Below are 21,577 nucleotides of genomic sequence, written 5' to 3'. Positions count from 1 at the left end.
AAGGAAAGACAGAATGAAAAACAGAAAGATCATACTGACCGTTGGATGCGCCCTGGCGCTTATGCTGGCTCCTGCGACGGTTTACGCAGATACGGCGGCCCAGACCAGCCCCCGCCTGGGGATCCCGGTGGTGGGCTCCAACGGGGAGGCGTACGCCAATGTGGCCATTTCCCGGGTGAGCAATTATGTCAATGTGCGGACCGAGCCCAACACCAGCAGCGGCATCGTTGGAAAGATCTATAATAACTGCGCAGCCACTATTTTAAAAACCGTGGACGGCGAGGGCGGCGCCTGGTATCAGATCCAGTCCGGCTCTGTCAACGGATACATAAAAGCAGAATATTTTATCACCGGAGCGGAGGCGGAGAAGGTTGCAAAGCAGGTGGGAACCGTATACGCTACCATCAATACCGATACTCTGCGGCTCAGGGAGGAACCCAACACCACCAGCGCCACGCTGACGCTTTTGTCCAGGGATGCCGAATACATCGCCACAAAGGAAGAGGGCGATTTTGTACAGATCCAGGTGGACTATGAGCTGAGCGGCTATGTACATAAGGACTATATCACCCAGCGGGTGGAGTTCGACCAGGCGGTCAGCGTAGAGGAAGAAAAGAAAAAGAAAGAGGAAACGGAAAAGCTCCAGAAGGAGGCCCAGGAGGCCATCGCCGCCATGGAACAGCTTCGGAAAGAGGAGGGCGTCCAGAATGAAGGCACCGTGATCTCACCGGAGATCTCCTCGTCGGAGATCGGTTTTATCCAGGCAAACCCCAATGAGGAGCCGGTCTCCAAGAACCCGATGAAGCCTGCGGAGGGCCAGAATACGGGTGTTGGAAGCCAGTCCGGGCCTGGAGGCAGCGGAAGCAGCGGGAACGCTGGAGGTTCCGGAACCAATAGCCCGGACAGCGGAGCTGGCTCTGGAAATTCCGGAACCATCGGCAGCCAGTCCGGTCCCGGCGGGGATACGGACGCTTCCCAGGGGATCCTGGCTCCGTCCGGCCCCGGAAGCGCAGAGCTGGCCTCTGCCACCCGAACAGCCATTGTGGCTTATGCAAAGCAGTTCCTGGGAAATCCCTATGTATACGGCGGGACAAGCCTTACAGAGGGAGCGGACTGCTCAGGCTTTACGATGAAGATCTTTGAGCACTTCGGGATCAGCACCGGAAGGAGCTCCAGGGACCAGGCGGCCAAGGGAAAAGAGATCCCCATCGATTCGGTCCAGCCGGGAGATCTGCTGTTCTACGCCAGCGGCGACTACATCAACCATGTGGCCCTGTACATCGGCGGCGGACAGATCATCCACGCCAGCACGCCTAAAAATGGGATCATGACCACAACTGCATATTACAGGACGCCGTATAAGGCGGTTACGTTTTTAAATTAACATTCAGGAGGAATCAAAGGGTATGAACGAGATTGGAACGTTTGATATTCTGGGACCAAATATGATCGGTCCCTCCAGCTCCCACACAGCAGGAGCGCTGCGGATCGCCTTTGTTGCGGGCCGTATGGTAGAAAGGGCTGTGTCTGTGAAATTTGTGCTTTACGGCTCTTTTGCAAGAACGTACCATGGCCATGGTACGGACCGGGCCCTGGTGGGCGGTATCCTGGGATACCATCCCGACGATGAGCGGATCCGGGATTCTTTTGAGCACGCAAAGGAGGCCGGCCTGGCGTTTTCCTTTGAAGAGAACTTTACAGACAAGGAGATCTATCCCAATACCGTGGATATCTACGTGACGGATAAGGACGGGAGCGTTGTGTCCCTGCGGGGAAAATCCATCGGCGGCGGAAATGCGGTGATCACAAGGCTCAACGGCGTGGATGTGGAGCTGACGGGCAATTACTGCACGTTAGTGGTGGAGCATGTGGACAAGAAGGGGACCCTGGCCTTTGTGACCACGGTTTTAAGCGCCTACGATCTGAACATCGGTTCCCTGCGCCTTTACCGGGAGAGCAAGGGAAAACGGGCTTACGCCATCATCGAAGTGGATACCAATGTGTCAAACCAGGTAGTCAGCGCCTTAAAGGGCGTGGAATCAGTGACAAATGTGCTGGTAGTGCCGGCCATCCAGCTGGATTAACGGAGGGAAAGGGATATGAATTTTATCAACGGTGCGCAGCTTTTAGAATACTGTGAAAAAGAAAATAAAAAGATCTCCGAGGCCATGTTCGAGCGGGAGACCACGTTCCTGGAGCAGGACGGGGAAAAGACAAAAGCCAGAATGAAAAAGGCCTTTTCCATCATGCAGGCGGCGGTAAAGAAGCCCCTGAAGGAGGACATCGTCAGCATGGGCGGCATGATCGGTGGAGAGAGCAAGAAGCTCCACGCCTTACGGGAGCAGGGAAAAAATATCTGCGGCGACGTGGTCTCCAAGGCCATTGCCTATGCGGTGGGCGTCCTGGAGGTCAACGCTTCCATGGGACTTATCGTGGCGGCTCCCACAGCCGGTTCCTCCGGCGTGATCCCGGGAACCCTCTGCGCTCTCCAGGAGCAGTACGGCTTTACCGATGACGAGATCTGCCAGGCACTGTTCAACGCGGCTGCCATCGGCTATCTGATCACCAGAAACGCCACCACAGCGGGAGCAGAGGGCGGCTGCCAGGCAGAGGTGGGGTCTGCCAGCGCCATGGCTGCATCGGCGGCTGTGGAGCTTTTTGGAGGCACTCCGAGGCAGTGCATGGACGCGGCCTCCTTTGCCATGGTCAACATCCTGGGTCTGGTCTGTGACCCCATCGGCGGCCTGGTGGAGAATCCCTGCCAGAACCGGAACGCCATGGGCGCTTCCAATGCGCTGATCTCTGCGGAGCTTTCTCTGGCAGGCGTAAAGAGCATCACGCCCATCGACGAGACCATTGGGGTCATGTACGCCGTGGGACGTTCCATCCCATCGGAGCTCAGGGAGACCTCTCTGGGCGGTATGGCTGTTGCCAAGAGCGCCTGCGAGAATTGTATGGCATGTGCGAATAAACGGAATAAAATGAAAAAATAGGATCAAAACAAAAATGTCCCCTGGCCACCAGTTATTATGGATAGCCAGGGGACATTTTTGTCTTAGGAATGTACGTCCTATTTACGGAGCTTACCTGAAGAGCTCGGCTGCTTTGGAGGCGAAGCGCTGTCCAAATACGGGGAAGAGGTCCATTCCAGTCATTTCCGGCCCGGTACATACAGGCCCCAGATGGATATTGGGTTTTCCAAGGCTGGTCCCGCCGGAGTAGACCAGCATTCCCTTTACCAGGAGCTGGGTCAGGATGCTTTCGATGGCCATGACCGGGCCGCCCTGGGGAACATTGGAGGTGGCGAAGGCGCCGCCCAGCTTTCCGCCCAGGCTTACAGGGCAGGTATCCAGCCACTGCTTTAGCTGCCAGGATTCAGCGGCATAATAATCCGGCGTTCCGAATAATACGCCGGCGGATTCCTGGAGCTCCTTTACATACTCGTCCTTTTTTTCACTGAAGGATGAAACGGGGATCAGAACGGCCTCCATGTCCTCTACGGCCTCAATGCCTTTGACGATCTCTTTTGCGGCTGCCTCTGTGCGGCCTGTGGATGAATGGTAAACGATGGATATTTTCATTGTGATTCCTCTCTTTCATAAAAAGACCGGTGCGGGAGATTCCGCGCACCGGCCTTTAAAAAGCTTGTCCATGGGGGTCATTAGAATTCCGGTTCGATCAGACCATAGGAATTTGATTTTCTCTTATAAACAACATTGACCTCGTTGGTATCTGCGTTCAGGAACATAAAGAAGTTGTGGCCCAGAAGCTCCATCTGGATGCAGGCCTCCTCCGGATCCATAGGCTTCATTGCGAAGCGTTTGGTCTTTACGATCTTTATGGTCTCCTCATGCTCCGGCTCCTCCTGCAGGAAGGCCTCACTGAAGGAAAGCGCACTCTGTTTCTTATCAATGAGTTTTGTTTTATATTTTTTGATCTGACGTTCGATGATCTCTTCCACAAGGTCAATGGAAACATACATATCATTGGAATCCTGTTCGGCACGGATGATGCTGCCTTTGACAGGGATCGTTACCTCAATTTTCTGGCGTCCTTTCTCTACGCTCATGGTTACCTGTACTTCCGTATCAGGAGAAAAATAGCGTTCCAGCTTTCCGATCTTATTTTCTGCTGCTTCTTTTAAACCTGGTGTAATGTCGATGTTCTTTCCGCTGATGATATAACGCATAGAATCAACTCCTTCTTTTGGGATGGTCTTATTATAGCATATAATTCTGTAAAAAACAACTAAAATTATAAAAGGTGCGACAACTTGAAGGGGTGTACAGATCTGTAAAACGATAGGGGTACTATCGACAGCCTTCGCCATTTGTCAATGGTTTTGCTGGAAAAACTGGTCGAAAAAGTGAATTTTATGAGATGTGTACAAAAATATGAAAAATTACGCGTCCACCGAAAAATAGGAATCAACCATGGGATAAATTGTGGATAATGTGGATAACTTGGTGTATAAGTGCATTTTTCAGTAAAATAAAGGAAAAACAGGGGGGACAACTTTCAACAAAAGTTTTGTGGACGACGGTGGATAAAGTGGATAACCAGAAAATCGAATGTATGGTTTGTGCAATCTGCCAGTTTACAATAATTTTACATTCCAGGCGGGTGAAAGCGGCGGAATGGTCCCATCCGGCGGCCGGAGCCATGGACAGAAATATGTCTAAATTGTTAAAAAAAAAGGAAAGCATTGAATAAACCGTATGAAGGTGATAGAATATAAAGGATTGTATGATAGCAGAATTGTCCTCCGGCCACAGAAAGCCGGGGAAAAAGAATGTTTTAGATTTAGGAGCGTGCAGAATGAATCTTGTTGAAAAAGTATTTGGAACGCACAGTGAGCGGGAGCTGAAGCTGATCTACCCGATTATTGATAAAATTGAAAAGCTGCGTCCGGAAATGCAGAAAATGAGCGACGAGGAGTTAAAGGACCAGACCAGGAAGTTTAAAGAGCGCCTGGCAGCCGGAGAGACTCTGGATGATCTTCTTCCGGAGGCCTTTGCCACCGTCCGGGAAGCAGCAAAAAGAACCTTAAAAATGGAGCATTATCCGGTCCAGCTCATCGGCGGTATCGTCCTGCACCAGGGCCGTATCGCAGAGATGAAGACCGGTGAAGGAAAGACCCTTGTGTCCACATGTCCGGCCTACTTAAACGCGCTGTCCGGAAAGGGCGTCCAGATCGTAACGGTCAACGACTATCTGGCAAAGCGTGACGCCGAGTGGATGGGACAGGTCCATGAATTCTTAGGCCTTAAAGTGGGCGTGGTATTAAACTCCATGACCTCCGAAGAGAGAAAGGCCGCCTATAACTGCGATATCACCTATGTGACCAACAACGAGCTGGGCTTTGACTATCTCCGCGACAACATGGCCATCTACAAAGAGCAGATGGTGCTGAGAGACCTGGATTACTGTATCATCGACGAGGTGGACTCTGTCCTCATCGATGAAGCCAGAACACCTCTGATCATTTCCGGCCAGAGCGGAAAATCCACAAAGCTCTACGAGGTCTGCGATGTGCTGGCAAGGCAGCTGACCCGGGGCGAGGAGTCCGGAGAGTTCAATAAGTTCAACGCCATCATGGGCGAGGAGATCGAAGAGACCGGAGACTTTATCGTAAACGAAAAGGATAAGGTGGTAAACTTAACGGCCGAGGGCGTTAAGAAGGTAGAGCAGTTCTTCCATATTGAAAACCTGGCTGATCCGGAGAACCTGGAGATCCAGCACAACATCATCCTGGCCCTCCGCGCCAATTACATGATGTTCCGGGATAAGGATTATGTAGTAAAGGATGACGAGGTGCTGATCGTTGACGAGTTCACCGGCCGTATCATGCCGGGCCGCCGGTATTCCGACGGTCTCCACCAGGCCATCGAGGCGAAGGAGCACGTAAACGTAAGAAGAGAGTCCAGGACCCTGGCCACCATCACCTTCCAGAACTTCTTTAATAAGTTCCGCAAGAAGGCCGGTATGACCGGTACGGCCCAGACAGAGGAGCGGGAGTTCCGGAATATCTACGGAATGGATGTTATCGTGATCCCCACCAACCGTCCGGTGGTCCGTAAGGATCTGGAGGATGCCGTTTATAAGACGAAGAAGGAAAAATTCCACGCTGTGGTGGAGGAAATCGTAAAGGCCCATGAAAAGGGACAGCCGGTGCTGGTGGGCACCATCACCATCGAGACCTCCGAAATGTTAAGCCACATGCTGAAAAAGCGCGGAGTTCCCCATAAGGTATTAAACGCCAAGTTCCATGAGCTGGAGGCGGAGATCGTTGCAGAGGCCGGCGTACACGGCGCTGTGACCATTGCCACCAACATGGCCGGCCGTGGTACGGATATCAAGCTGGATGACGAATCCAAGGCCCTGGGCGGCTTAAAGATCATTGGTACGGAGCGCCATGAGTCCAGACGTATCGACAACCAGCTCCGCGGCCGTTCCGGCCGTCAGGGCGATCCGGGTGAATCCCGTTTCTACCTGTCCCTGGAGGACGACCTGATGCGTCTCTTCGGTTCAGATAAGCTTATGAGCATGTTTAATGCCCTGGGAGTTCCGGAGAACGAGCAGATCGAGCATAAGATGCTGTCCACAGCCATCGAAAAGGCCCAGAAAAAGATTGAGACAAATAACTACGGGATCCGTGAGAACCTGTTAAAATACGATGAAGTCATGAACGAGCAGCGTGAGGTGATCTACGCAGAGCGTCTCCAGGTATTAAACGGAGAGAACATGCGCAACGTGATCATGAAGATGCTCAACGACATCGTGGAAGGCGCTGTGGATATGTCCATTGGAGACGAGCAGTCTGCGGATAAGTGGAACTTTAAGGAGCTGAACGAGCTGATTCTTCCGATCATTCCCTTAAAGCCCCTGGAGCTCAATGACGAGATCCGTCATATGAAGAAGGATGAACTGAAGCACGCCTTAAAGGAAAAGGCCACCAAGTTCTATGAGGCCAAGGAAGCAGAATTCCCGGATGCAGAGCAGATCCGTGAGATCGAGCGGGTGGTGCTCTTAAAGGTGATCGACAATAAGTGGATGTCCCATATCGACGATATGGACCAGCTCCGCCAGGGGATCGGCCTTCAGGCCTATGGCCAGAGGGATCCGCTGGTAGAGTATAAGATGAGCGGATATGAGATGTTTGAGGATATGTCCTCTGCCATCCGTGAAGATACGGTCCGCATCCTCTGCCATATCCGTGTGGAGCAGAAGATCGAGAGAGAGGCTGCGGCCCGGGTGACAGGCACCAACAGGGACAACACGGCCGCCAGAACTCCCCAGAGACGGGCCGCCCAGAAGATCTACCCCAACGATCCCTGTCCCTGCGGATCCGGTAAAAAATATAAACAGTGCCACGGCAGAAAACCGTTAGCCCAGTAAGAGAGGACGAGATTCTATGGTTGAGTTAGATCAGTTTAAATATACGTTATCCACATATGAAAAACCGCTTCAGGAAGTTCGGGAATCCTTAAACCTGGATGCGAAGATCAGGCGGATCGACGAGCTTGACAAGACCATGGAGGAGCCCAGCTTCTGGGAAGATGCAGAATTATCCACAAGGCTTGTGAAGGAAGCGAAGCATTTAAAAGATACGGTCGCGGAGTTTAACAGGCTTCAGAACCAGTATGAGGAGATCGGTCTGATGATCGAGATGGGGTACGAGGAAAACGATCCGGCCATCGTTCCGGAGATACAGAAGATGGTGGATGAGTTTTCCGACGAGCTGGAGGCTTTGCGGCTCCGTACCCTTTTGACGGGAGAATACGACGGAAACAATGCCATCATGCGCCTCAACGCAGGAGCCGGAGGGACCGAATCCTGCGACTGGTGCAGCATCCTTTACCGGATGTACTGCCGGTGGGCGGAGAGCAAGGGCTTTTCCGTGGAGATGTTAGACTATCTGGCAGGTGAAGAGGCCGGGATCAAGTCAGTGACCCTCCAGATCAACGGGGAGAACGCCTTTGGATATCTGAAATCCGAGAGAGGCGTCCACCGCCTGGTGCGGATCTCTCCGTTCAACGCCAACGGAAAGCGGCAGACCTCCTTTGTATCCTGCGACGTGATGCCGGATATTGAGGAGGATCTGGATGTGGAGATCAATCCGGATGACTTAAGAATCGATACTTACCGGTCCAGCGGCGCCGGCGGGCAGCACATCAATAAGACCTCCTCTGCGGTGCGTATCACCCATATCCCCACAGGGATCGTGGTACAGTGCCAGAATGAACGGTCCCAGTTCCAGAACAAGGACAGGGCCATGCAGATGTTAAAGGCAAAGCTTTATATGCTGAAGCAGCAGGAGAATGCGGAGAAGATCTCTGATCTCCGGGGCGATGTCAAGGAGATCGCCTGGGGCAGCCAGATCCGTTCCTATGTGCTCCAGCCCTATACGCTCATTAAGGATCACAGGACCGGCTTTGAGAGCGGGAATGTGACCAGCGTGCTGGATGGCGGCATCGACGGATTCATCAGCGCATACCTCAAGTGGGAAAGCCTGGGACGGCCGCAGGTGAAGGGCGGAGAGAGCGAATAAGCAGATTCTGGGCGGAAGCGGAGGATTTCGCTGGTTTCTGGCCTGGCAGAGCCCGGTCTGCGGGAAGATGGATAAAAAGAAAAGAGAGGACCGGTTCCTGGGCCTGTGCCCTGGGACCGGTCTGTTTGGTATTGATGGAAGGAATGCCGGATCTCAGCCGGAAAAATGTGGAACAGGAGGAAATACGTATGCGTCTGGAGCGGGTCACGGATTCGTCACATCCCATGTATAACGAGGCCTTAAGGCTGTATCAGATAAGTTTCCCTTATCATGAACAGAGAGAGGAGCTGTCCCAGAAAAGGATCTTAGGGGACAGTGAATACTGCTTTGATCTGGTCTATGATGAGGATAGGTTCGTGGGGCTGATCCTGTATTGGGAGAATGAAGAATTTATTTACATTGAGCATTTCTGTATCTGCCCGGAAATGAGAAATAAGCGGTACGGGGAGAGGGTGCTGGCGCTTTTGGGGAAAGGGGAGAAAACGCGGATCCTTGAGATCGATCCCCCTGTGGATGATATTTCCAGGCGCAGGAAAGGGTTTTATGAGAGATGCGGGTTTATAGACAATCCCTATGAGCATACGCATCCGGCGTATCATCAGGAAAGCCATGGCCACAATCTGGTGCTGATGACCAGCCCGGAACGTCTGTCCGGGGAAGCGTTTGAGAGATTCAGCAGATATCTGGGAGAGCGGGTTATGAAGGATGCGTTTGAAGGCTGACCGGAGGCTGGCCGGAAACGGATCTTATTGGATCTGAGCGGTGTGATTTGAGAGAAAAAGGAGCGGCGCTCCATAGACAATTTCCTGTCTATGGGGTGCCGCTTTTGTGGTAAGGGGTTTATTCTTCTTTGTGCTCTTTTTCAGTACACTTGTCTTCCAGACGCTCATGGACTACAATTCCATGCTTACCGGTACAGTAGTAGTATCCGTCAGCATCTTTAACGTTTTTCTTGTTCTTCTGGATTGCGCCGCTTTCATTTACCAGGTAGCGTTTTCCGTCGTATTCAACAATACCGTATTTGCTGTCTTCCTCTGCTGCCAGACGTCTGCCGTTGACATAGATGTAGTTGTCATTGATGCCGTTGGTACCTGCTCCCTTAGGAGAACCACTGGATTTGAAATCGAAGGTATAGGAACTTCCGTCAATGGTGAGAGTCTGGGTACCAGTTTTGGCAGCTCCGTCACCGCCGAAGTAGCATACATAAACATTTTCTTCTACATTTTCGATATCGCTGATATAGTCAATGGAACTGATACTTTCAATTTTCTTCTTATCAGAAGAGTCAACTTTAACTTTTTTAAGACCTGTCACTAACTCGCCATATTCATTAAACGCGTATGTTTTTCCATCAATGGTCCGGAACTCAGAGACTGCGGTCTTTCCTGCGCTGGTGGAGTAATACCAGTATACGCTTCCGTCGTCGTGGGCACTGGAGTGCATCTCAGAGTCAGGAACCGCCTGGAACCATCCGGTACGCAGATAAGGCTCTTCAGAATCTCCGTAGTAGGACCAATCCCAATCGCCGTCGTCGCCCTTGTGCCATCCATACTGCGCCACACCTCTCTCATCAAAGAAGTACTCCTTGCCGCCGATGGATTTCTTGGTGCTCACAGTCTTCTTGCCGTTGGAGCCGAAGTAGAAGTGGTAGGTGGGCTCGGTCTCGTCCTCGTTGGTGTCGTCGGGAACTGTGGTGTATACCCAGGCGTTGGTCACTACACTGCCGTCGCCCTCGCCGTCGGCATAGTATAAGCCGTTGGCCCAGTCGTCCTCAGATTCCACATATTCGCCGCTCTCAGTGACCCATCCGCTCATCATACGTCCGTAATGGTCGAACACGTATTTCTTATCGCCGACCTCATAAACCTTGGCCTTGCTGCCGTCGCTCTTGATGGCTTTTCCGTTGGAGCCGAAGTAGTACCAGCTTCCCTCGCCTACCAGCTCGTCGCCCTGCCATTCCGGGTTCTGGATGAATTTCCATACGTTGGTGGCCATGGCTCCGGAGGAACCTAAGTAGTAGTAGTTGTCGTCGTCTTCGATCAGGGTACGGCGGAGCATGATGCCGTCGCTTCCGAGATAATAATACAGGTTTCCGTCCTGTTTCCAGCCGTCTTTAAAGTATTCTCCGTCGTTCTGTACATATACCCATTCGTCTCCTAAAGCCTGCCACTGGGCAGCAGAAGCGGAAAATACAGTTCCCAGGGTGAGAACTGCGGAAGCTGTCAGAACAGCGTAGCAGAAATTTGCTTTTTTCATAGATGTACTCTCCTCCTTGTATCGCGCATGATTTGAAGGGCGCGTTTTTTTCTATTCCTGTTATGTACTATCATACCACTAAGTGGTAAGGTCTGTCCAGAACTAAGTTGGGGTAAAAGTGTGGCATGGCATTACGAATTGTTTAAGAATTAAGAACATTTTCGCAGAACCGCCGTTATGGAGCCGGATCCTGGTGAAAACCTTCTTGCGCCCGTGGCCGGAGCCGTCTATAATAAGTAGAGAAATATTCCAAAAACGGAGGAGACAGGCAATGGAATACAGCCATTTTAAGGAACATACAGACCGGGTGGTGGAAAGCTGTTCCCGGGTGATCGTCGGCAAGGAAGAAACGGTCCGGCTGATCTTTATCAGCTTTTTATGCTCCGGACACGTGCTTTTAGAGGACGTGCCGGGAACGGGAAAGACCATGCTTTTAAAGGCATTTGCAAGGACCGTGGGCAGCGGCTTTAAGCGGATCCAGTTTACGCCGGATCTTCTGCCGTCGGATCTTACGGGCATCAATTTTTATAACCAGAAAACAGGGGAGTTCCAGTTCCGCGAGGGCCCTCTGTTTACCAATATCGTGCTGGCGGACGAGATCAACCGGGCCACGCCCAGGACCCAGTCCAGCCTTCTGGAGGCCATGGAGGAAAGCCAGATCACCGTGGACGGCGTCACCTATCCCATGGCAGAGCCGTTCTTTGTTATGGCCACCCAGAACCCGGTGGAATCCTATGGGACGTTTCCCCTGCCGGAAGCCCAGCTGGACCGGTTTTTCATGAGGCTGAGCCTGGGCTACATGACCAGGGAGCAGGAGATGGAGGTGGTGTCCAGGCCGTCCACAGCAGATATTTTAAACTCCCTGGAGCCGGTGGTGAGCCAGGAGGTGATCCAGGAGATGAAGGAGCTATATACGAAGGTGCGGGTCCAGAAGGATGTCCTGGGCTACATGATGGACATTGTGGAAAAGACCCGGACGGAGAGCCGATTTGTTACCGGAGTGTCCACCAGAGGGGCCATCGCCCTCTATAAAGCCTCCCAGGCCATGGCCGCGTCCCTGGGACGGGATTTTGTGATCCCGGAGGATGTGAAGGCCGCAGCGCCCTGGGTCCTCAGCCACAGGATCATCTCCAGGGGAGGCGAAAGCTTTGAGGATGCGAGAAAATATCTGGGACAGATCATGGAGGATATCCCGGTTCCCATGGAGAACCTGCGATGATCGTATTTCTTGGAGTCCTGGGACTTCTGGTATGGCTGGCGGAGAAATATTCCATGGACCATGTGCTGGACGGACTGGACTTTGCCACGGCCCTGGATAAGACCGTGGTGGAGCCGGGGGAGGATTTTTCCTGGACCATGACCATAAACAACCGAAAGCGTCTTATGGTCCCCTATCTCCAGATGAGGGAGCAGATCCCCGCAGGACTTGTCTTTTCTGAAAACGGAGAGAACGTGGCGGCAAAGTCCTCTGGGGATCACCTTTCGGTGCTTTACCTTAAGGGACGCCAGAAGACGGAGTTAGAACGGAGGGTCCTTTTAAAAAAGAGGGGAAGATATTTCTTCCGGGGCGTTTCGGCAGAGGCCGGGGATTTCCTGGGGCTCCAGACCGCGCTGGAGACGTATCCGGAATTAAAGGAGATCGTGGTAAAGCCGGCCCCCAGCGGCTGGGAAGAGCTTCCCAGGCTCCTGGGCGGATATGCAGGCGAATATGTGGTGAAACGGAGCCTTTTTGAGGATCCTGTGCTGATCCGTGGGTTCAGGGAATACACGGGCCGGGAGCCCCTGCGGTCCATCAGCTGGGTCCAGAGCGCCAGACAGGGCCGGTTTCTGGTCAAGGAGCAGGAAAATATGACGGATCTTTCCTGTACCATCCTCCTGGATGTGGAGTGCCGGGACGAGGAACGGGAAGCAGAGCTTCTGGAGCAGTGCTTTTCCATGGTCCGCAGTATCTGTGAGGAGCTGGAAAAGCGGAGGATCGCCTATGATTTCCAGACCAACGGCGTGATCGCCGGGGCCATGGGAAACTGGAACCGGATCGGAGAGGGCCTGGGGCCGGGCCATCTGGAGACTGTACTGGAGGGGCTGGGAAGGATGACCTACGACTGCCGGATGGGGAGCGGGGAATTCCTTTCCGGCATCCGGAAGGGGCTCCGGTCTGGAAAAAGCCTGATCTATGTGGCTCCGGACCGGAACCAGGACGCGGCACCGTACCTTTCGTCCCTGGAAGAACGGTCCGGCCGGAGGCTGCTGGCGCTTTATGGGGAGGATGTGTAGAAAATGGACATACTGGTTTTTAAGATATTGACGGACGTGTGTTTTTATATGGCCATGTTCATGCCCCTGTTCCTTTCCGGCCCCCTCTGGGTGCGGGTGCTGCTTTTTCTGGCGCTGGCATCCTGGTGCGTCTGGCTTCTGATCTGCTGGAAAAAACGGAACATGGAGGAGCGGGCCCATGACAGCCTCATGACGGAGGCCAGGCTTCTTCTTGCGGCGGGCTGCATCCAGTGGCTTTCCCTGGGAACGCAGGTCTGGGGGAGGCGGTGTGTCCCGTTTTTTACAGCCTTCCTGGTTCTCGGGATCTTCCTTTTAAGGGCCCTGCGCCTGGCCAGGACGGGACAGGGGAGAGGCGGCTTCTGGGGAAGGACTGCCGGGGAGCTTCTGGCGGTGCTGGCGGCGGCCGGCATCCTTTCCAGCCGGGCTGTGACCGGAGGGCTTCTGTACGGCCTGAAATTTCTGTACATGACCCTGGTGGTGCCGGTGCTGGAGCTTATGGTCCGCCTACTGGCAGGTACCCTTATGGGGATCTCCTGGATCTTTTCCAGGCTTTTTAAGGATTTTTCCTACGAGATGCCCGAAAATGCCCTGGACGGCCTGATGGCTCCGGAGGCGCTCCCGGGCTTTGAGGGGACGGCGGCCTCTGAAACGCCGGCGTTTCTGAAGCTTTTGGGAACTCTTGCGGCAGCCGCAGCCCTGGTTTTGTTTTTCTGGTTTCTGTACCGGATGCTGTCCGGCCGCGGCCGGGAAACGGACCGGAGGCCGGCCGGAACGGTGAGAAGAAGCCAGGCGGCTCCGGAGACGGGAAAACGGGCCGGGGCCAGAGAGTATATGGGAGACCGGGGCGTCCGGTATTATTTCCGTAAATTTTTAAAGCTCTGCGTCGCCTTCCAGCTTCCAGCAGATGAACGGTCCGCCAGCAGCGAGACCGTGTGCAGCGATGCGGTCCGCTCCTGGGGAATGGAGGAGGAGATCACCGCATTCCGGGATCTGTATCGGAAGGTCCGGTATGGAGAAAAGGAGGAAACGGAGGCTTTTAAGAGAGAGGCCAGGGAGATCTATAAGAAGGTAAAGAAAAAGGCGTCGGAACGCTGAGTTCCGGCGCCTTTTGAGATCCTATTTTTTACTGCTGTCCAGATACCGGCCCGCATCCTTTAAGAAGCTGGCGATGATCAGAAGGATCACCAGGGCCACCGGGAAGGCGGCGATGATGGAAACCGTCTGGAGGTTGGCCATGGAGCTTTCGGAAAACACCAGGGCAATGGGGAAGAGGATCAGCATTACGGCCCAGAAGAATTTCACAGCCCGGTGGGGCTCCTCGTCTCCAGTCATCTGTTTATAGGTGTAGGAGGAGGCTACCAGGGCGATGGAATCGAAGCTGGTGGCGTAAAAGGCGATCATGGCGGCGATCAGAAGTACCAGCACCATGGGAGCCAGGGGGAGGGTATCCACAATGGCAATGATGGTGGAGTACAGGTCTCCCGCGCTGCCATAGATCCCCAGAACGTCCAGCTTTCCGCTGACCTGGAGGCCCAGGCTGTAATTTCCCAGGATCAGGAAGCTTAAGAAGGTGCCGCCCAGGCTGTATACATAGCCGCCCAGGATGGTCTGCTTCACGGTGCGCCCACGGGAGATGGAGCCGATGAAGAAGGGAGAGGCCACGCACCATACCATCCAGTAGGCCCAGTAAAAGATGGTCCAGGTCTGGGGGAAGGAGGTGGTCCGCTGGGGATCGGTGAAGGTGGCCAGGCTAAAGAAGTTCTGGGCCAGATTTCCGATGGCAGAGAAGCCGGTCTCCAGGATGTAGCGGGTCTCGCCTCCGGCCAGGAGCACATAGGCCAGAAGGGCAAAAAACAGATACATACAGGCAGCAGACAGCCGGGAGATCCCCTTCATGCCGTGGACCAGGGCGTAGGTGTAAATGATGCAGGTGACCACCAGGATCCCGATGGTGACCCATTTGGAGGACGGGAGCCCTGTGAGCCTGGAAAGCACCTGGGCCATCAGCGGCGTAGCCAGGGAAAAGGTCGTGGCGGTCCCGGCCAGAAGAGCGAACAGGGCCAGAAGGTCAATACATTTTCCAGGAAGCTTATCCACCCGGTTTCCCAGGATGGGACGGCAGGCCTCAGAATATTTCTGCTTGTGGCAGCCCCGTACATGGAGCATGAAGCCGAAGGCTACGGCCAGCACCAGATAAAAGCTCCAGGGGATGGGGCCCCAGTGGAAGATGGGATAGGTGCTGGACCAGATCTGCATGGATCCCATTTCCGCGATATGGGGATCGTTGGCGTAAAGGATCCATTCGCAGAAGGAGTAAAACAGGATGTCAGCGGCCAGCCCGGCGGTGAACATCATGCTGCTCCAGGCAAAATCTGAGTATTTTGGTTTTTCATTGGGGCCGCCCAGACGGATGGAGCCGTACCGGGAAAAGGCCAGATAAATGGAGAGCAGGAACACGCCCAGGCCGATGACAAGATAATAAAGGCCGAAGGTGTCTCCCAGAAGCACCCGGATCTTGTCCAGGATCTGTCTGGAGCCGTCCGGAGCGGCCATGAAGCTGATGCATAAAAAGGCGATCAGCACGAAGGGAATGACGGCGGTGGACCAGTCGATCTTTCCCTTTAGGGATTCTGTATGGGGATTCTGTTTGTTCATATGCGTTCCTCTTGTTCAATTTTATAAAATTATTTGTGATATTGAACATTATAGCATCGTCATGGAGGAAATGCAAGGGGAAAATACAGAGAATCCATATGAGAATGGAACCGTCCAGCCGTGCCGCTTCCTGTCTGCCCGCAGCGGGCAGGAGGCGCCGGGCATCTGCCTTATGGAGATCCGGACAGAACTGCTGCATGGGGATAAAACGGAGAGACAAAAAGGGCCGCGCCAGGCTCCGGCAGGATACAGGAGGTCTGTACGCGGCCTTTTAAAAAGGTCCCGCTATATGATTGGGAAGGCGCCCGCGGATGGGATCACAGGAGGTTTAAGAAGCTGGTGATGATGATCGTGTTCATGAAGTCGATGAACAGGCTTCCCACCAGGGGAACCACGAAGTAGGCGGTGGGGGCTGGGCCGTATTTCTGGGTGATGGCCTGCATATTGGCCATGGCGTTGGGAGTGGCTCCCATGCCGAAGCCACAGAAGCCGGAGGTCATGACGGCCGCATCGTAGTTCTTTCCCAGCAGATTAAATACCACGAAGTAGGCATAGACCATCATCAGCACTGTCTGGGCCACCAGCATCACTACCATGGGAATGGCCAGGTCGGCCAGCTCCCAGAGCTTTAAGCCCATCATGGCCAGGCCCAGAAACAGGGAAAGGCTGAAGCTTCCGATGGTACTGATCTCCTCCATGGGGATCTCCTTCCCGGCCATATCGGTGGTATTGCGGATAAAGGCAGCCACCAGCATGGCTCCGATGTAGATGGGAAAGGTGAAGACCTTATTCAGCCAGGCGGAGACCACAGTGCCTGCGCCGATGGCCAGGGCCAGACAGAGGGCGGCGTTTAAGAAACGGCTGGAGTCGATGGCTCCTGTGACCTCATTTTTATCCACCACCACCTCGTTGGAGCCGGTGGCTGTTTCAAAGGAGTGCAGTTTTTTCTGCCGGATCCGGGATACAGCCGTGGGGCCGCCGATCACACAGCCGGCCACCAGCCCGAAGGTGGCGGAAGCGATGGCAACGGCGCTGGCTCCGGAGACTCCGGCCTTTTCCAGGAGCGGGCCGAAGGAGGCCGCGGTCCCGTGGCCACCCACCATGGGGATGGAGCCGGTGGCCAGTCCCAGCCGGGGATCCAGATCAAAGGCGCTGGCAATGAAGGCGCCCAGGCTGTTCTGGAGTACGCACATCATAACGGCGATCCCTAAGAACAGCAGGACCTGGAGCCCGCCCTTTTTCAGAAGGCGGAAGCAGGCTGTAAAGCCCACGCTGCAGAAAAATACGACCATAAAAAAGGTCTGGAGCGTGGAGTCAAAGGAGATCTCCAGGATACCGGCCTGGCGCAGGGCCAGGTGGGCCAGGGCAAAAACAACGCCGCCGGCAACAGGCTCCGGGATACAGTAGCGTCTGAGCAGATCCAAATTTCTCACAAGAAAACGGCCAAAAAGCAGCACAAGGGCCGCCACAGCAGCAGCCTGGTACATGTCAAGCTGGATCGCATACATCATTTTATATTACCTCCATTCCTTATTGTACGGATTCTCTGGATATAACTATAAGAAGCCCCCTTCAAAAAAATACAAAAAAAATCAGAATGGAGATAAAAAAGATCAAATTTCCCGGTCAGCCTCCAGCATCAGGCCGTCAATGAATTTTTTGATGCTGACCTTTCCGCCGTCCGTCCGTTTTCCGCGGATGTAGTCCATTTCAGTACGGATCTCCTCAAAGGAAAACAGGGTGGAGGAGTAGGCGGTAAAGGTTTCGTTCATAAAGTCCTCGATGCCCATGTGGGCCACGTTGGCCATTCCGGCAGCGATAGCCCGGCGGACCCGCTGCTCCATGTTTTTCGGAGAATCGCTGACGGCCTCGCACAGCTGGGCCACGCTCATCTGGGATACGGGGATCCGCTCCCGGTGGAGATAATCGCAGATCTTCAGGATATCAGAGCAGCCCTTTTCCCCGGACATGCCGATCCTGTTTAAGATATAACGGAGCTTTTTGGAATAGGAAGAGGATTCCCGGCTGTTCTGGGGCTTCTGGCCGATCTCGTTCATGAACATATGGCGGATATTGTCCAGGGTCCGCTCGTTCTGGATCTGCTTCGCCACATTTTTAAGGACCGACGTTACCTCGATCAGGTTAATGGGTTTACTGATGAAGAAATCCACGCCGGCGGTATAAGCCTTGCTGATCAGCTCCTTGGCGGAAACCTGGGAGATCATGATGCATTTGATGGTGGCGTTGAAGGAGCGTAGCTCGCGGACGAATTCCACCCCGTCCATGACCGGCATGAAAAAGTCCACCAGGACCACATCGGGCCTGGCCCGCAGGACTTCATGGACGTCGGCGGGCTCTCCGCCGCAGTCGCCGCAGATCTCGCCAAGATCTCCGGACTCCACGATATCCTCCAGGATATGAATGACAGAAATATCATCTTCGACAATATAGATACGCATCAGTTTACCTCCTCCAGGGCTCCGGCCGGAATCCGGATCAGAAACCGGGTCCCCCGGCCCGGCTCGGATTCCACCGAAATGGTTCCGCTGAATTTTTCCTCCACGGTGGCCTTTACGCCGTAAAGTCCCACTCCGCGGAAGATGTTTCCTGTTTTATAATCAAATTTGGTGGAGTAGCCCATTTTAAAGATATTGGGCAGATGGCGGGCGGAGATCCCGGGCCCGTCGTCGGAAACGGAAAATTCATACTGCCCGTCTTTTAAATGCTCCACGATCTGGATGGTCCCCCGTCTGGCTCCGGCTTCAATGGCTTCGATGGCGTTATTGACCAGATTTTTCAATACAGCCATCAGCTCATAGTGTTCTCTGGTGATGAAGTTGTCAGAGCACTGGAAAACCAGACGGATATGGACGGGCCTGGTTTCCAGGATGTGATAGGTGGTGGCCTCCAGGATCTGGAGAAGGTCCTGGAAGCTCATCTGCTTTTCGTCGTATTCCTCGGAGATCTCCTGCTCGATGCCCTGAATGATGCGGATATAGTCCTTTTTGATCTCATGGACGTCCCGGGCAATGGACAGGGACATTTTTTTCATGTCGTCGGGCACGTCCATGGCCGACAGCCGCTCATAAAGCCGGTATGCGTTGCTCATGACAGATTCGATCTCTTCGGAGTTTTTCTTCATAAAATAGATCTCATTTTTCAGCCCTGTGGTCATAAGAAACAGCCGCCGGTAGCGGTTTTCATGCTCCTCCTTTTTTAACAGGGTCCGGTACTGGCTTTCTGCCGCCAGGAACAGACAGGCAAGCAGGGTACGGAAAACGGCCACCAGGATCAGATATCCGGCCATGGAGGGGGAAAGGGTCCCGGAGCGGCCGCTTTCAAAGATACAGACCTCCAGCAGATTGGACAGCAGGTCGCAGATGAACACCGACGGGAACAGCCGCCGGTAGGAGACAGTGGGCTTGCTGGGGACAAGGACAGAAAAAAGCAGTCCATAGCAGAGATAGAAGATAGAGTTGGTGGCCAGCTGTCCCGCCGTTTCCGGGGAGGAGGAGAGGCCGCTGGCTGCCAGAAAGAGGCGGAAAAGGAATACCACCGCCGCCGTTGTCACCGTGATCCGGATCGTGGAGACACTTTTTCCGATGGTCATAAGGAGGATCGGGAGAAGGATCACAGCAGGGGAGATCCGGAAGCCGGATACAAATACGTTCCAGTAAAGCTGGGACGCCAGGGCCACGATGGTCCCGGTCAGAAGACTGCGTTTCCATTCATTCATGCATTTTTCCCCCTTGTTTTTCTCATCCTTCAATGTCATGATACGTTAAGAAAAGTCAAAAGTCAATGAACCCGGCTTAAGAATCTTTTGCGGGAACTGGGAAAAATGTACGAAAATAAAGCCGGAATCTTTATTTTTTTGTTGTAAGAAACGATGGATTCGATTATAATGGAAACATAAAACGCAATCACTATATCGTGTTTAAGAAAGAGGAGGTTATTGGGACATGAAACCATATCGTGAAATGTCAAAAGAGGAGCTTGCTTCCTTAAAGGAGCAGCTTACTGCTGTTTACAAAGAGTATCAGGGGAAAAATTTAAGCCTTAATATGGCCCGCGGAAAGCCAAGCCCGGACCAGTTAGATCTGTCTCTTCCGATGCTGGATGTTTTAAACAGCAAGAGCGATTTCATGACCGCTGACGGCGATGTGAGAAACTACGGTGTTCTGACCGGTATCCAGGAAGCAAAGGAATTAATGGGCGGAATGATGGACGCTCCCGCTGAGAACGTGATCATGTACGGAAGCGCCAGCCTTACTTTAATGTACGATACCGTATCCCGTTCCTATACCCACGGCGTAATGGGAAATACGCCCTGGTGCAAGCTGGACAAGGTGAAATTCCTCTGCCCGGTTCCCGGCTATGACAGACACTTTGCCATTACCCAGTTCTTCGGCATCGAAATGATCAATATCCCGCTCCATGAGGACGGCCCGGATATGGATCTGGTAGAGCAGTATGTAAACAACGACGAGGCTGTAAAGGGAATCTGGTGCGTACCGCTTTACTCCAACCCGTCCGGCCAGTGCTACTCTGACGAGGTCGTAAAACGCTTTGCAAACTTAAAACCGGCTGCAAAGGATTTCCGTATTTACTGGGATAACGCTTACTGCGTACATCACCTGTATCCGGATCATCCGTGCCACGTTCTGGATATCCTTTCCGAGTGTGAAAAGGCTGGAAACCCGGATATGGTATATAAATTCGGCTCCACCGCAAAGGTCACCTTCCCGGGCGCCGGAATTTCTGCCATCGCTACCTCCAAGGCCAACATCGAGGATATCAAGAAGCAGATGAATAACCAGCTGATCAGCCACGATAAGATCAACCAGCTTCGTCATGTACGTTTCTTCAAGAACTTAGACGGCATCAAGGCCCATATGGCGAAGCACGCCGAGCTCCTTCGTCCCAGATTCGAGGCTGTGGACGAGATCTTAAACAGAGAGCTGGCAGGCCTTGAGATCGGTCAGTGGACCAAGCCCCAGGGCGGATACTTCGTATCCTTCGACGCTTTAGACGGCTGCGCCAAAGCGATCGTTGCAAAGTGTAAAGAGGCAGGCGTTGTGATGACAGGTGCAGGCGCAACCTTCCCGTATGGCAAGGATCCCCACGACTCCAACATCCGTATCGCTCCGTCCTTCCCGTCCTTAGAGGACTTAAAGCTGGCTGCAGAGATCTTCTGCGTATGCGTGAAGTTAGTGAGCATCGACAAATTACTGGAGGCGTAAGCGTCAGCACGCTGGATAAAATTTTATATTTTTCTTCTTTTTGGGACTGGGCCTTAGATTTTGGGCCCAGTCCCTTTACTTTTTGGCCGGGCTATAATAAAATGAGGGAAGATTTTTGAAGACAAGATCCAAGATATGGGAGAAGAAAATGAAACATATAAAGAAAGAATCGGATGGAACGGCCGGAAGCCGGAATCATGGGACCGTCCGGGAGGGAGCGGCGTATCTGGTCTTTGGAGTCCTTACGACCCTCATTGACTATGTGATCTCCAACGGCCTGTTTTATCTGGCCCATATGGACCCGGTGCCTGCCCAGTCCATTGCCTGGGCGGCGGCAGTGCTCTTTGCCTTTGTGACCAATAAGTGGTGGGTATTTGGAAGCCATACCCTGGAACCCAGGGCCGTATGGGGGGAGTTTACCTCCTTCGTCCTGTGCCGGATCGCCACCTTTTTATTTAATCTGGCCGCCATTTTCATCATGGTGGATATCCTAAAAATGGAATTTTTCATCTGCAAGCTGGCCATTTCCGTGGTGGTGGTGGTTTTAAACTACGTGCTCAGCAAGCTGGTGATCTTTACCCATAAAAATTAACGGACA

Annotated in this window: 18 protein-coding genes; 11 read left to right on the top strand and 7 right to left on the bottom strand. The window is 53.3% G+C overall.

Features of this window, described 5'->3' with window-relative positions; genetic code table 11:
• Window positions 1-13 precede the first annotated feature (13 nt).
• The 3 genes from OCV69_RS00755 to sdaAA are packed head-to-tail and all read left to right on the top strand — an operon-like array spanning window position 14 to window position 2,993.
• Window positions 14-1,384 carry a C40 family peptidase gene (locus OCV69_RS00755; protein ID WP_158358399.1) on the top strand — a complete coding sequence of 457 codons (1,371 nt, stop codon included), beginning with the start codon at window positions 14-16 and terminating at the stop codon, window positions 1,382-1,384.
• 22 nt (window positions 1,385-1,406) lie between these two features.
• Window positions 1,407-2,084, top strand: a complete 678-nt coding sequence (gene sdaAB, locus OCV69_RS00750) for an L-serine ammonia-lyase, iron-sulfur-dependent subunit beta (RefSeq protein WP_158358398.1) — start codon at window positions 1,407-1,409, stop codon at window positions 2,082-2,084.
• 15 nt (window positions 2,085-2,099) lie between these two features.
• Window positions 2,100-2,993, top strand: coding sequence for an L-serine ammonia-lyase, iron-sulfur-dependent, subunit alpha (gene sdaAA, locus OCV69_RS00745; RefSeq protein ID WP_158358397.1), 894 nt, complete (start codon window positions 2,100-2,102; stop codon window positions 2,991-2,993).
• Between the two features lie 90 nt (window positions 2,994-3,083).
• Here sdaAA and OCV69_RS00740 read toward each other — a convergent pair whose 3' ends face one another.
• A complete protein-coding gene (locus OCV69_RS00740) occupies window positions 3,084-3,581 on the bottom strand; it encodes a flavodoxin family protein (protein WP_158358396.1) in 498 nt (165 codons plus the stop codon).
• Window positions 3,582-3,661: 80 nt separating this feature from the next.
• On the bottom strand, window positions 3,662-4,189 hold the full coding sequence (hpf, locus tag OCV69_RS00735) for a ribosome hibernation-promoting factor, HPF/YfiA family (RefSeq protein ID WP_022274169.1): 528 nt from the start codon (window positions 4,187-4,189) through the stop codon (window positions 3,662-3,664).
• Between the two features lie 629 nt (window positions 4,190-4,818).
• Between hpf and secA the strand changes: the two genes are divergently transcribed.
• From secA to OCV69_RS00720, 3 genes are all read left to right on the top strand, one after another.
• Window positions 4,819-7,398, top strand: coding sequence for a preprotein translocase subunit SecA (gene secA / locus OCV69_RS00730; protein ID WP_158358395.1), 2,580 nt, complete (start codon window positions 4,819-4,821; stop codon window positions 7,396-7,398).
• Between the two features lie 16 nt (window positions 7,399-7,414).
• The gene (gene prfB / locus OCV69_RS00725; RefSeq protein WP_158358394.1) at window positions 7,415-8,551 is read left to right on the top strand and encodes a peptide chain release factor 2; all 1,137 of its coding nucleotides are present in this window, start codon (window positions 7,415-7,417) and stop codon (window positions 8,549-8,551) included.
• 188 nt (window positions 8,552-8,739) lie between these two features.
• Entirely contained in the window at window positions 8,740-9,273 is a 534-nt protein-coding gene (locus OCV69_RS00720) for a GNAT family N-acetyltransferase (RefSeq protein WP_158358393.1), read from the top strand.
• Between the two features lie 118 nt (window positions 9,274-9,391).
• On the opposite strand, the gene OCV69_RS00715 is transcribed toward OCV69_RS00720, so the two are convergent.
• Window positions 9,392-10,807 carry a PspC-like choline-binding domain-containing protein gene (locus tag OCV69_RS00715; RefSeq protein ID WP_158358392.1) on the bottom strand — a complete coding sequence of 472 codons (1,416 nt, stop codon included), beginning with the start codon at window positions 10,805-10,807 and terminating at the stop codon, window positions 9,392-9,394.
• 271 nt (window positions 10,808-11,078) lie between these two features.
• On the opposite strand from OCV69_RS00715, the gene OCV69_RS00710 reads away from it, so the two are divergent.
• From OCV69_RS00710 to OCV69_RS00700, 3 genes are read left to right on the top strand one after another with little or no spacing between them, the layout of a single operon-like run.
• On the top strand, window positions 11,079-12,026 hold the full coding sequence (locus OCV69_RS00710; protein ID WP_158358391.1) for an AAA family ATPase: 948 nt from the start codon (window positions 11,079-11,081) through the stop codon (window positions 12,024-12,026).
• Window positions 12,023-13,081: a DUF58 domain-containing protein gene (locus OCV69_RS00705; RefSeq protein WP_158358390.1), complete on the top strand. Its 1,059-nt coding sequence runs from the start codon at window positions 12,023-12,025 to the stop codon at window positions 13,079-13,081. The genes OCV69_RS00710 and OCV69_RS00705 overlap by 4 nt, the downstream gene beginning before the upstream one ends.
• Window positions 13,082-13,084: 3 nt before the next feature.
• Window positions 13,085-14,176 carry a hypothetical protein gene (locus OCV69_RS00700; RefSeq protein ID WP_158358389.1) on the top strand — a complete coding sequence of 364 codons (1,092 nt, stop codon included), beginning with the start codon at window positions 13,085-13,087 and terminating at the stop codon, window positions 14,174-14,176.
• 21 nt (window positions 14,177-14,197) lie between these two features.
• Here OCV69_RS00700 and OCV69_RS00695 read toward each other — a convergent pair whose 3' ends face one another.
• The 4 genes from OCV69_RS00695 to OCV69_RS00680 all read right to left on the bottom strand — a co-directional run bounded on the left by OCV69_RS00695 (window position 14,198) and on the right by OCV69_RS00680 (window position 19,472).
• Window positions 14,198-15,736, bottom strand: a complete 1,539-nt coding sequence (locus OCV69_RS00695; RefSeq protein ID WP_158358388.1) for a BCCT family transporter — start codon at window positions 15,734-15,736, stop codon at window positions 14,198-14,200.
• A 317-nt stretch (window positions 15,737-16,053) separates the two neighbouring features.
• Window positions 16,054-17,244 (bottom strand): sodium/glutamate symporter, encoded by a 1,191-nt coding sequence (gene gltS / locus OCV69_RS00690; RefSeq protein ID WP_158358433.1) that lies wholly within the window; start codon window positions 17,242-17,244, stop codon window positions 16,054-16,056.
• 105 nt (window positions 17,245-17,349) lie between these two features.
• On the bottom strand, window positions 17,350-18,195 hold the full coding sequence (locus OCV69_RS00685) for a response regulator (protein ID WP_022274179.1): 846 nt from the start codon (window positions 18,193-18,195) through the stop codon (window positions 17,350-17,352).
• A complete protein-coding gene (locus tag OCV69_RS00680; protein WP_158358387.1) occupies window positions 18,195-19,472 on the bottom strand; it encodes a sensor histidine kinase in 1,278 nt (425 codons plus the stop codon). Before OCV69_RS00680 ends, OCV69_RS00685 begins: the two co-directional genes overlap by 1 nt.
• 226 nt (window positions 19,473-19,698) lie before the next feature.
• Between OCV69_RS00680 and OCV69_RS00675 the strand changes: the two genes are divergently transcribed.
• On the top strand, window positions 19,699-20,979 hold the full coding sequence (locus OCV69_RS00675) for an aspartate aminotransferase type Ic (RefSeq protein WP_158358386.1): 1,281 nt from the start codon (window positions 19,699-19,701) through the stop codon (window positions 20,977-20,979).
• A gap of 148 nt (window positions 20,980-21,127) precedes the next feature.
• Window positions 21,128-21,571 carry a GtrA family protein gene (locus tag OCV69_RS00670; protein WP_158358385.1) on the top strand — a complete coding sequence of 148 codons (444 nt, stop codon included), beginning with the start codon at window positions 21,128-21,130 and terminating at the stop codon, window positions 21,569-21,571.
• Window positions 21,572-21,577: the final 6 nt, after the last annotated feature.

The sequence above is a fragment of the Alitiscatomonas aceti genome (genome assembly GCF_025567195.1).
Classification (GTDB): Bacteria; Bacillota; Clostridia; order Lachnospirales; family Lachnospiraceae; genus Alitiscatomonas; species Alitiscatomonas aceti.
This window is presented reverse-complemented; position numbering and strand designations above follow the sequence as displayed.

Coding starts and splice junctions, on each gene's coding strand:
- hpf (WP_022274169.1), bottom strand. CDS start 4,189: ATGCGTTATATCATCAGCGGAAAGAACATCGACATTACACCAGGTTTA.
- OCV69_RS00685 (WP_022274179.1), bottom strand. CDS start 18,195: ATGCGTATCTATATTGTCGAAGATGATATTTCTGTCATTCATATCCTG.
- OCV69_RS00710 (WP_158358391.1), top strand. CDS start 11,079: ATGGAATACAGCCATTTTAAGGAACATACAGACCGGGTGGTGGAAAGC.
- OCV69_RS00715 (WP_158358392.1), bottom strand. CDS start 10,807: ATGAAAAAAGCAAATTTCTGCTACGCTGTTCTGACAGCTTCCGCAGTT.
- OCV69_RS00705 (WP_158358390.1), top strand. CDS start 12,023: ATGATCGTATTTCTTGGAGTCCTGGGACTTCTGGTATGGCTGGCGGAG.
- gltS (WP_158358433.1), bottom strand. CDS start 17,244: ATGTATGCGATCCAGCTTGACATGTACCAGGCTGCTGCTGTGGCGGCC.
- OCV69_RS00700 (WP_158358389.1), top strand. CDS start 13,085: ATGGACATACTGGTTTTTAAGATATTGACGGACGTGTGTTTTTATATG.
- OCV69_RS00675 (WP_158358386.1), top strand. CDS start 19,699: ATGAAACCATATCGTGAAATGTCAAAAGAGGAGCTTGCTTCCTTAAAG.
- secA (WP_158358395.1), top strand. CDS start 4,819: ATGAATCTTGTTGAAAAAGTATTTGGAACGCACAGTGAGCGGGAGCTG.
- prfB (WP_158358394.1), top strand. CDS start 7,415: ATGGTTGAGTTAGATCAGTTTAAATATACGTTATCCACATATGAAAAA.
- OCV69_RS00680 (WP_158358387.1), bottom strand. CDS start 19,472: ATGAATGAATGGAAACGCAGTCTTCTGACCGGGACCATCGTGGCCCTG.
- OCV69_RS00740 (WP_158358396.1), bottom strand. CDS start 3,581: ATGAAAATATCCATCGTTTACCATTCATCCACAGGCCGCACAGAGGCA.
- OCV69_RS00720 (WP_158358393.1), top strand. CDS start 8,740: ATGCGTCTGGAGCGGGTCACGGATTCGTCACATCCCATGTATAACGAG.
- OCV69_RS00670 (WP_158358385.1), top strand. CDS start 21,128: ATGAAACATATAAAGAAAGAATCGGATGGAACGGCCGGAAGCCGGAAT.
- OCV69_RS00695 (WP_158358388.1), bottom strand. CDS start 15,736: ATGAACAAACAGAATCCCCATACAGAATCCCTAAAGGGAAAGATCGAC.
- OCV69_RS00755 (WP_158358399.1), top strand. CDS start 14: ATGAAAAACAGAAAGATCATACTGACCGTTGGATGCGCCCTGGCGCTT.
- sdaAB (WP_158358398.1), top strand. CDS start 1,407: ATGAACGAGATTGGAACGTTTGATATTCTGGGACCAAATATGATCGGT.
- sdaAA (WP_158358397.1), top strand. CDS start 2,100: ATGAATTTTATCAACGGTGCGCAGCTTTTAGAATACTGTGAAAAAGAA.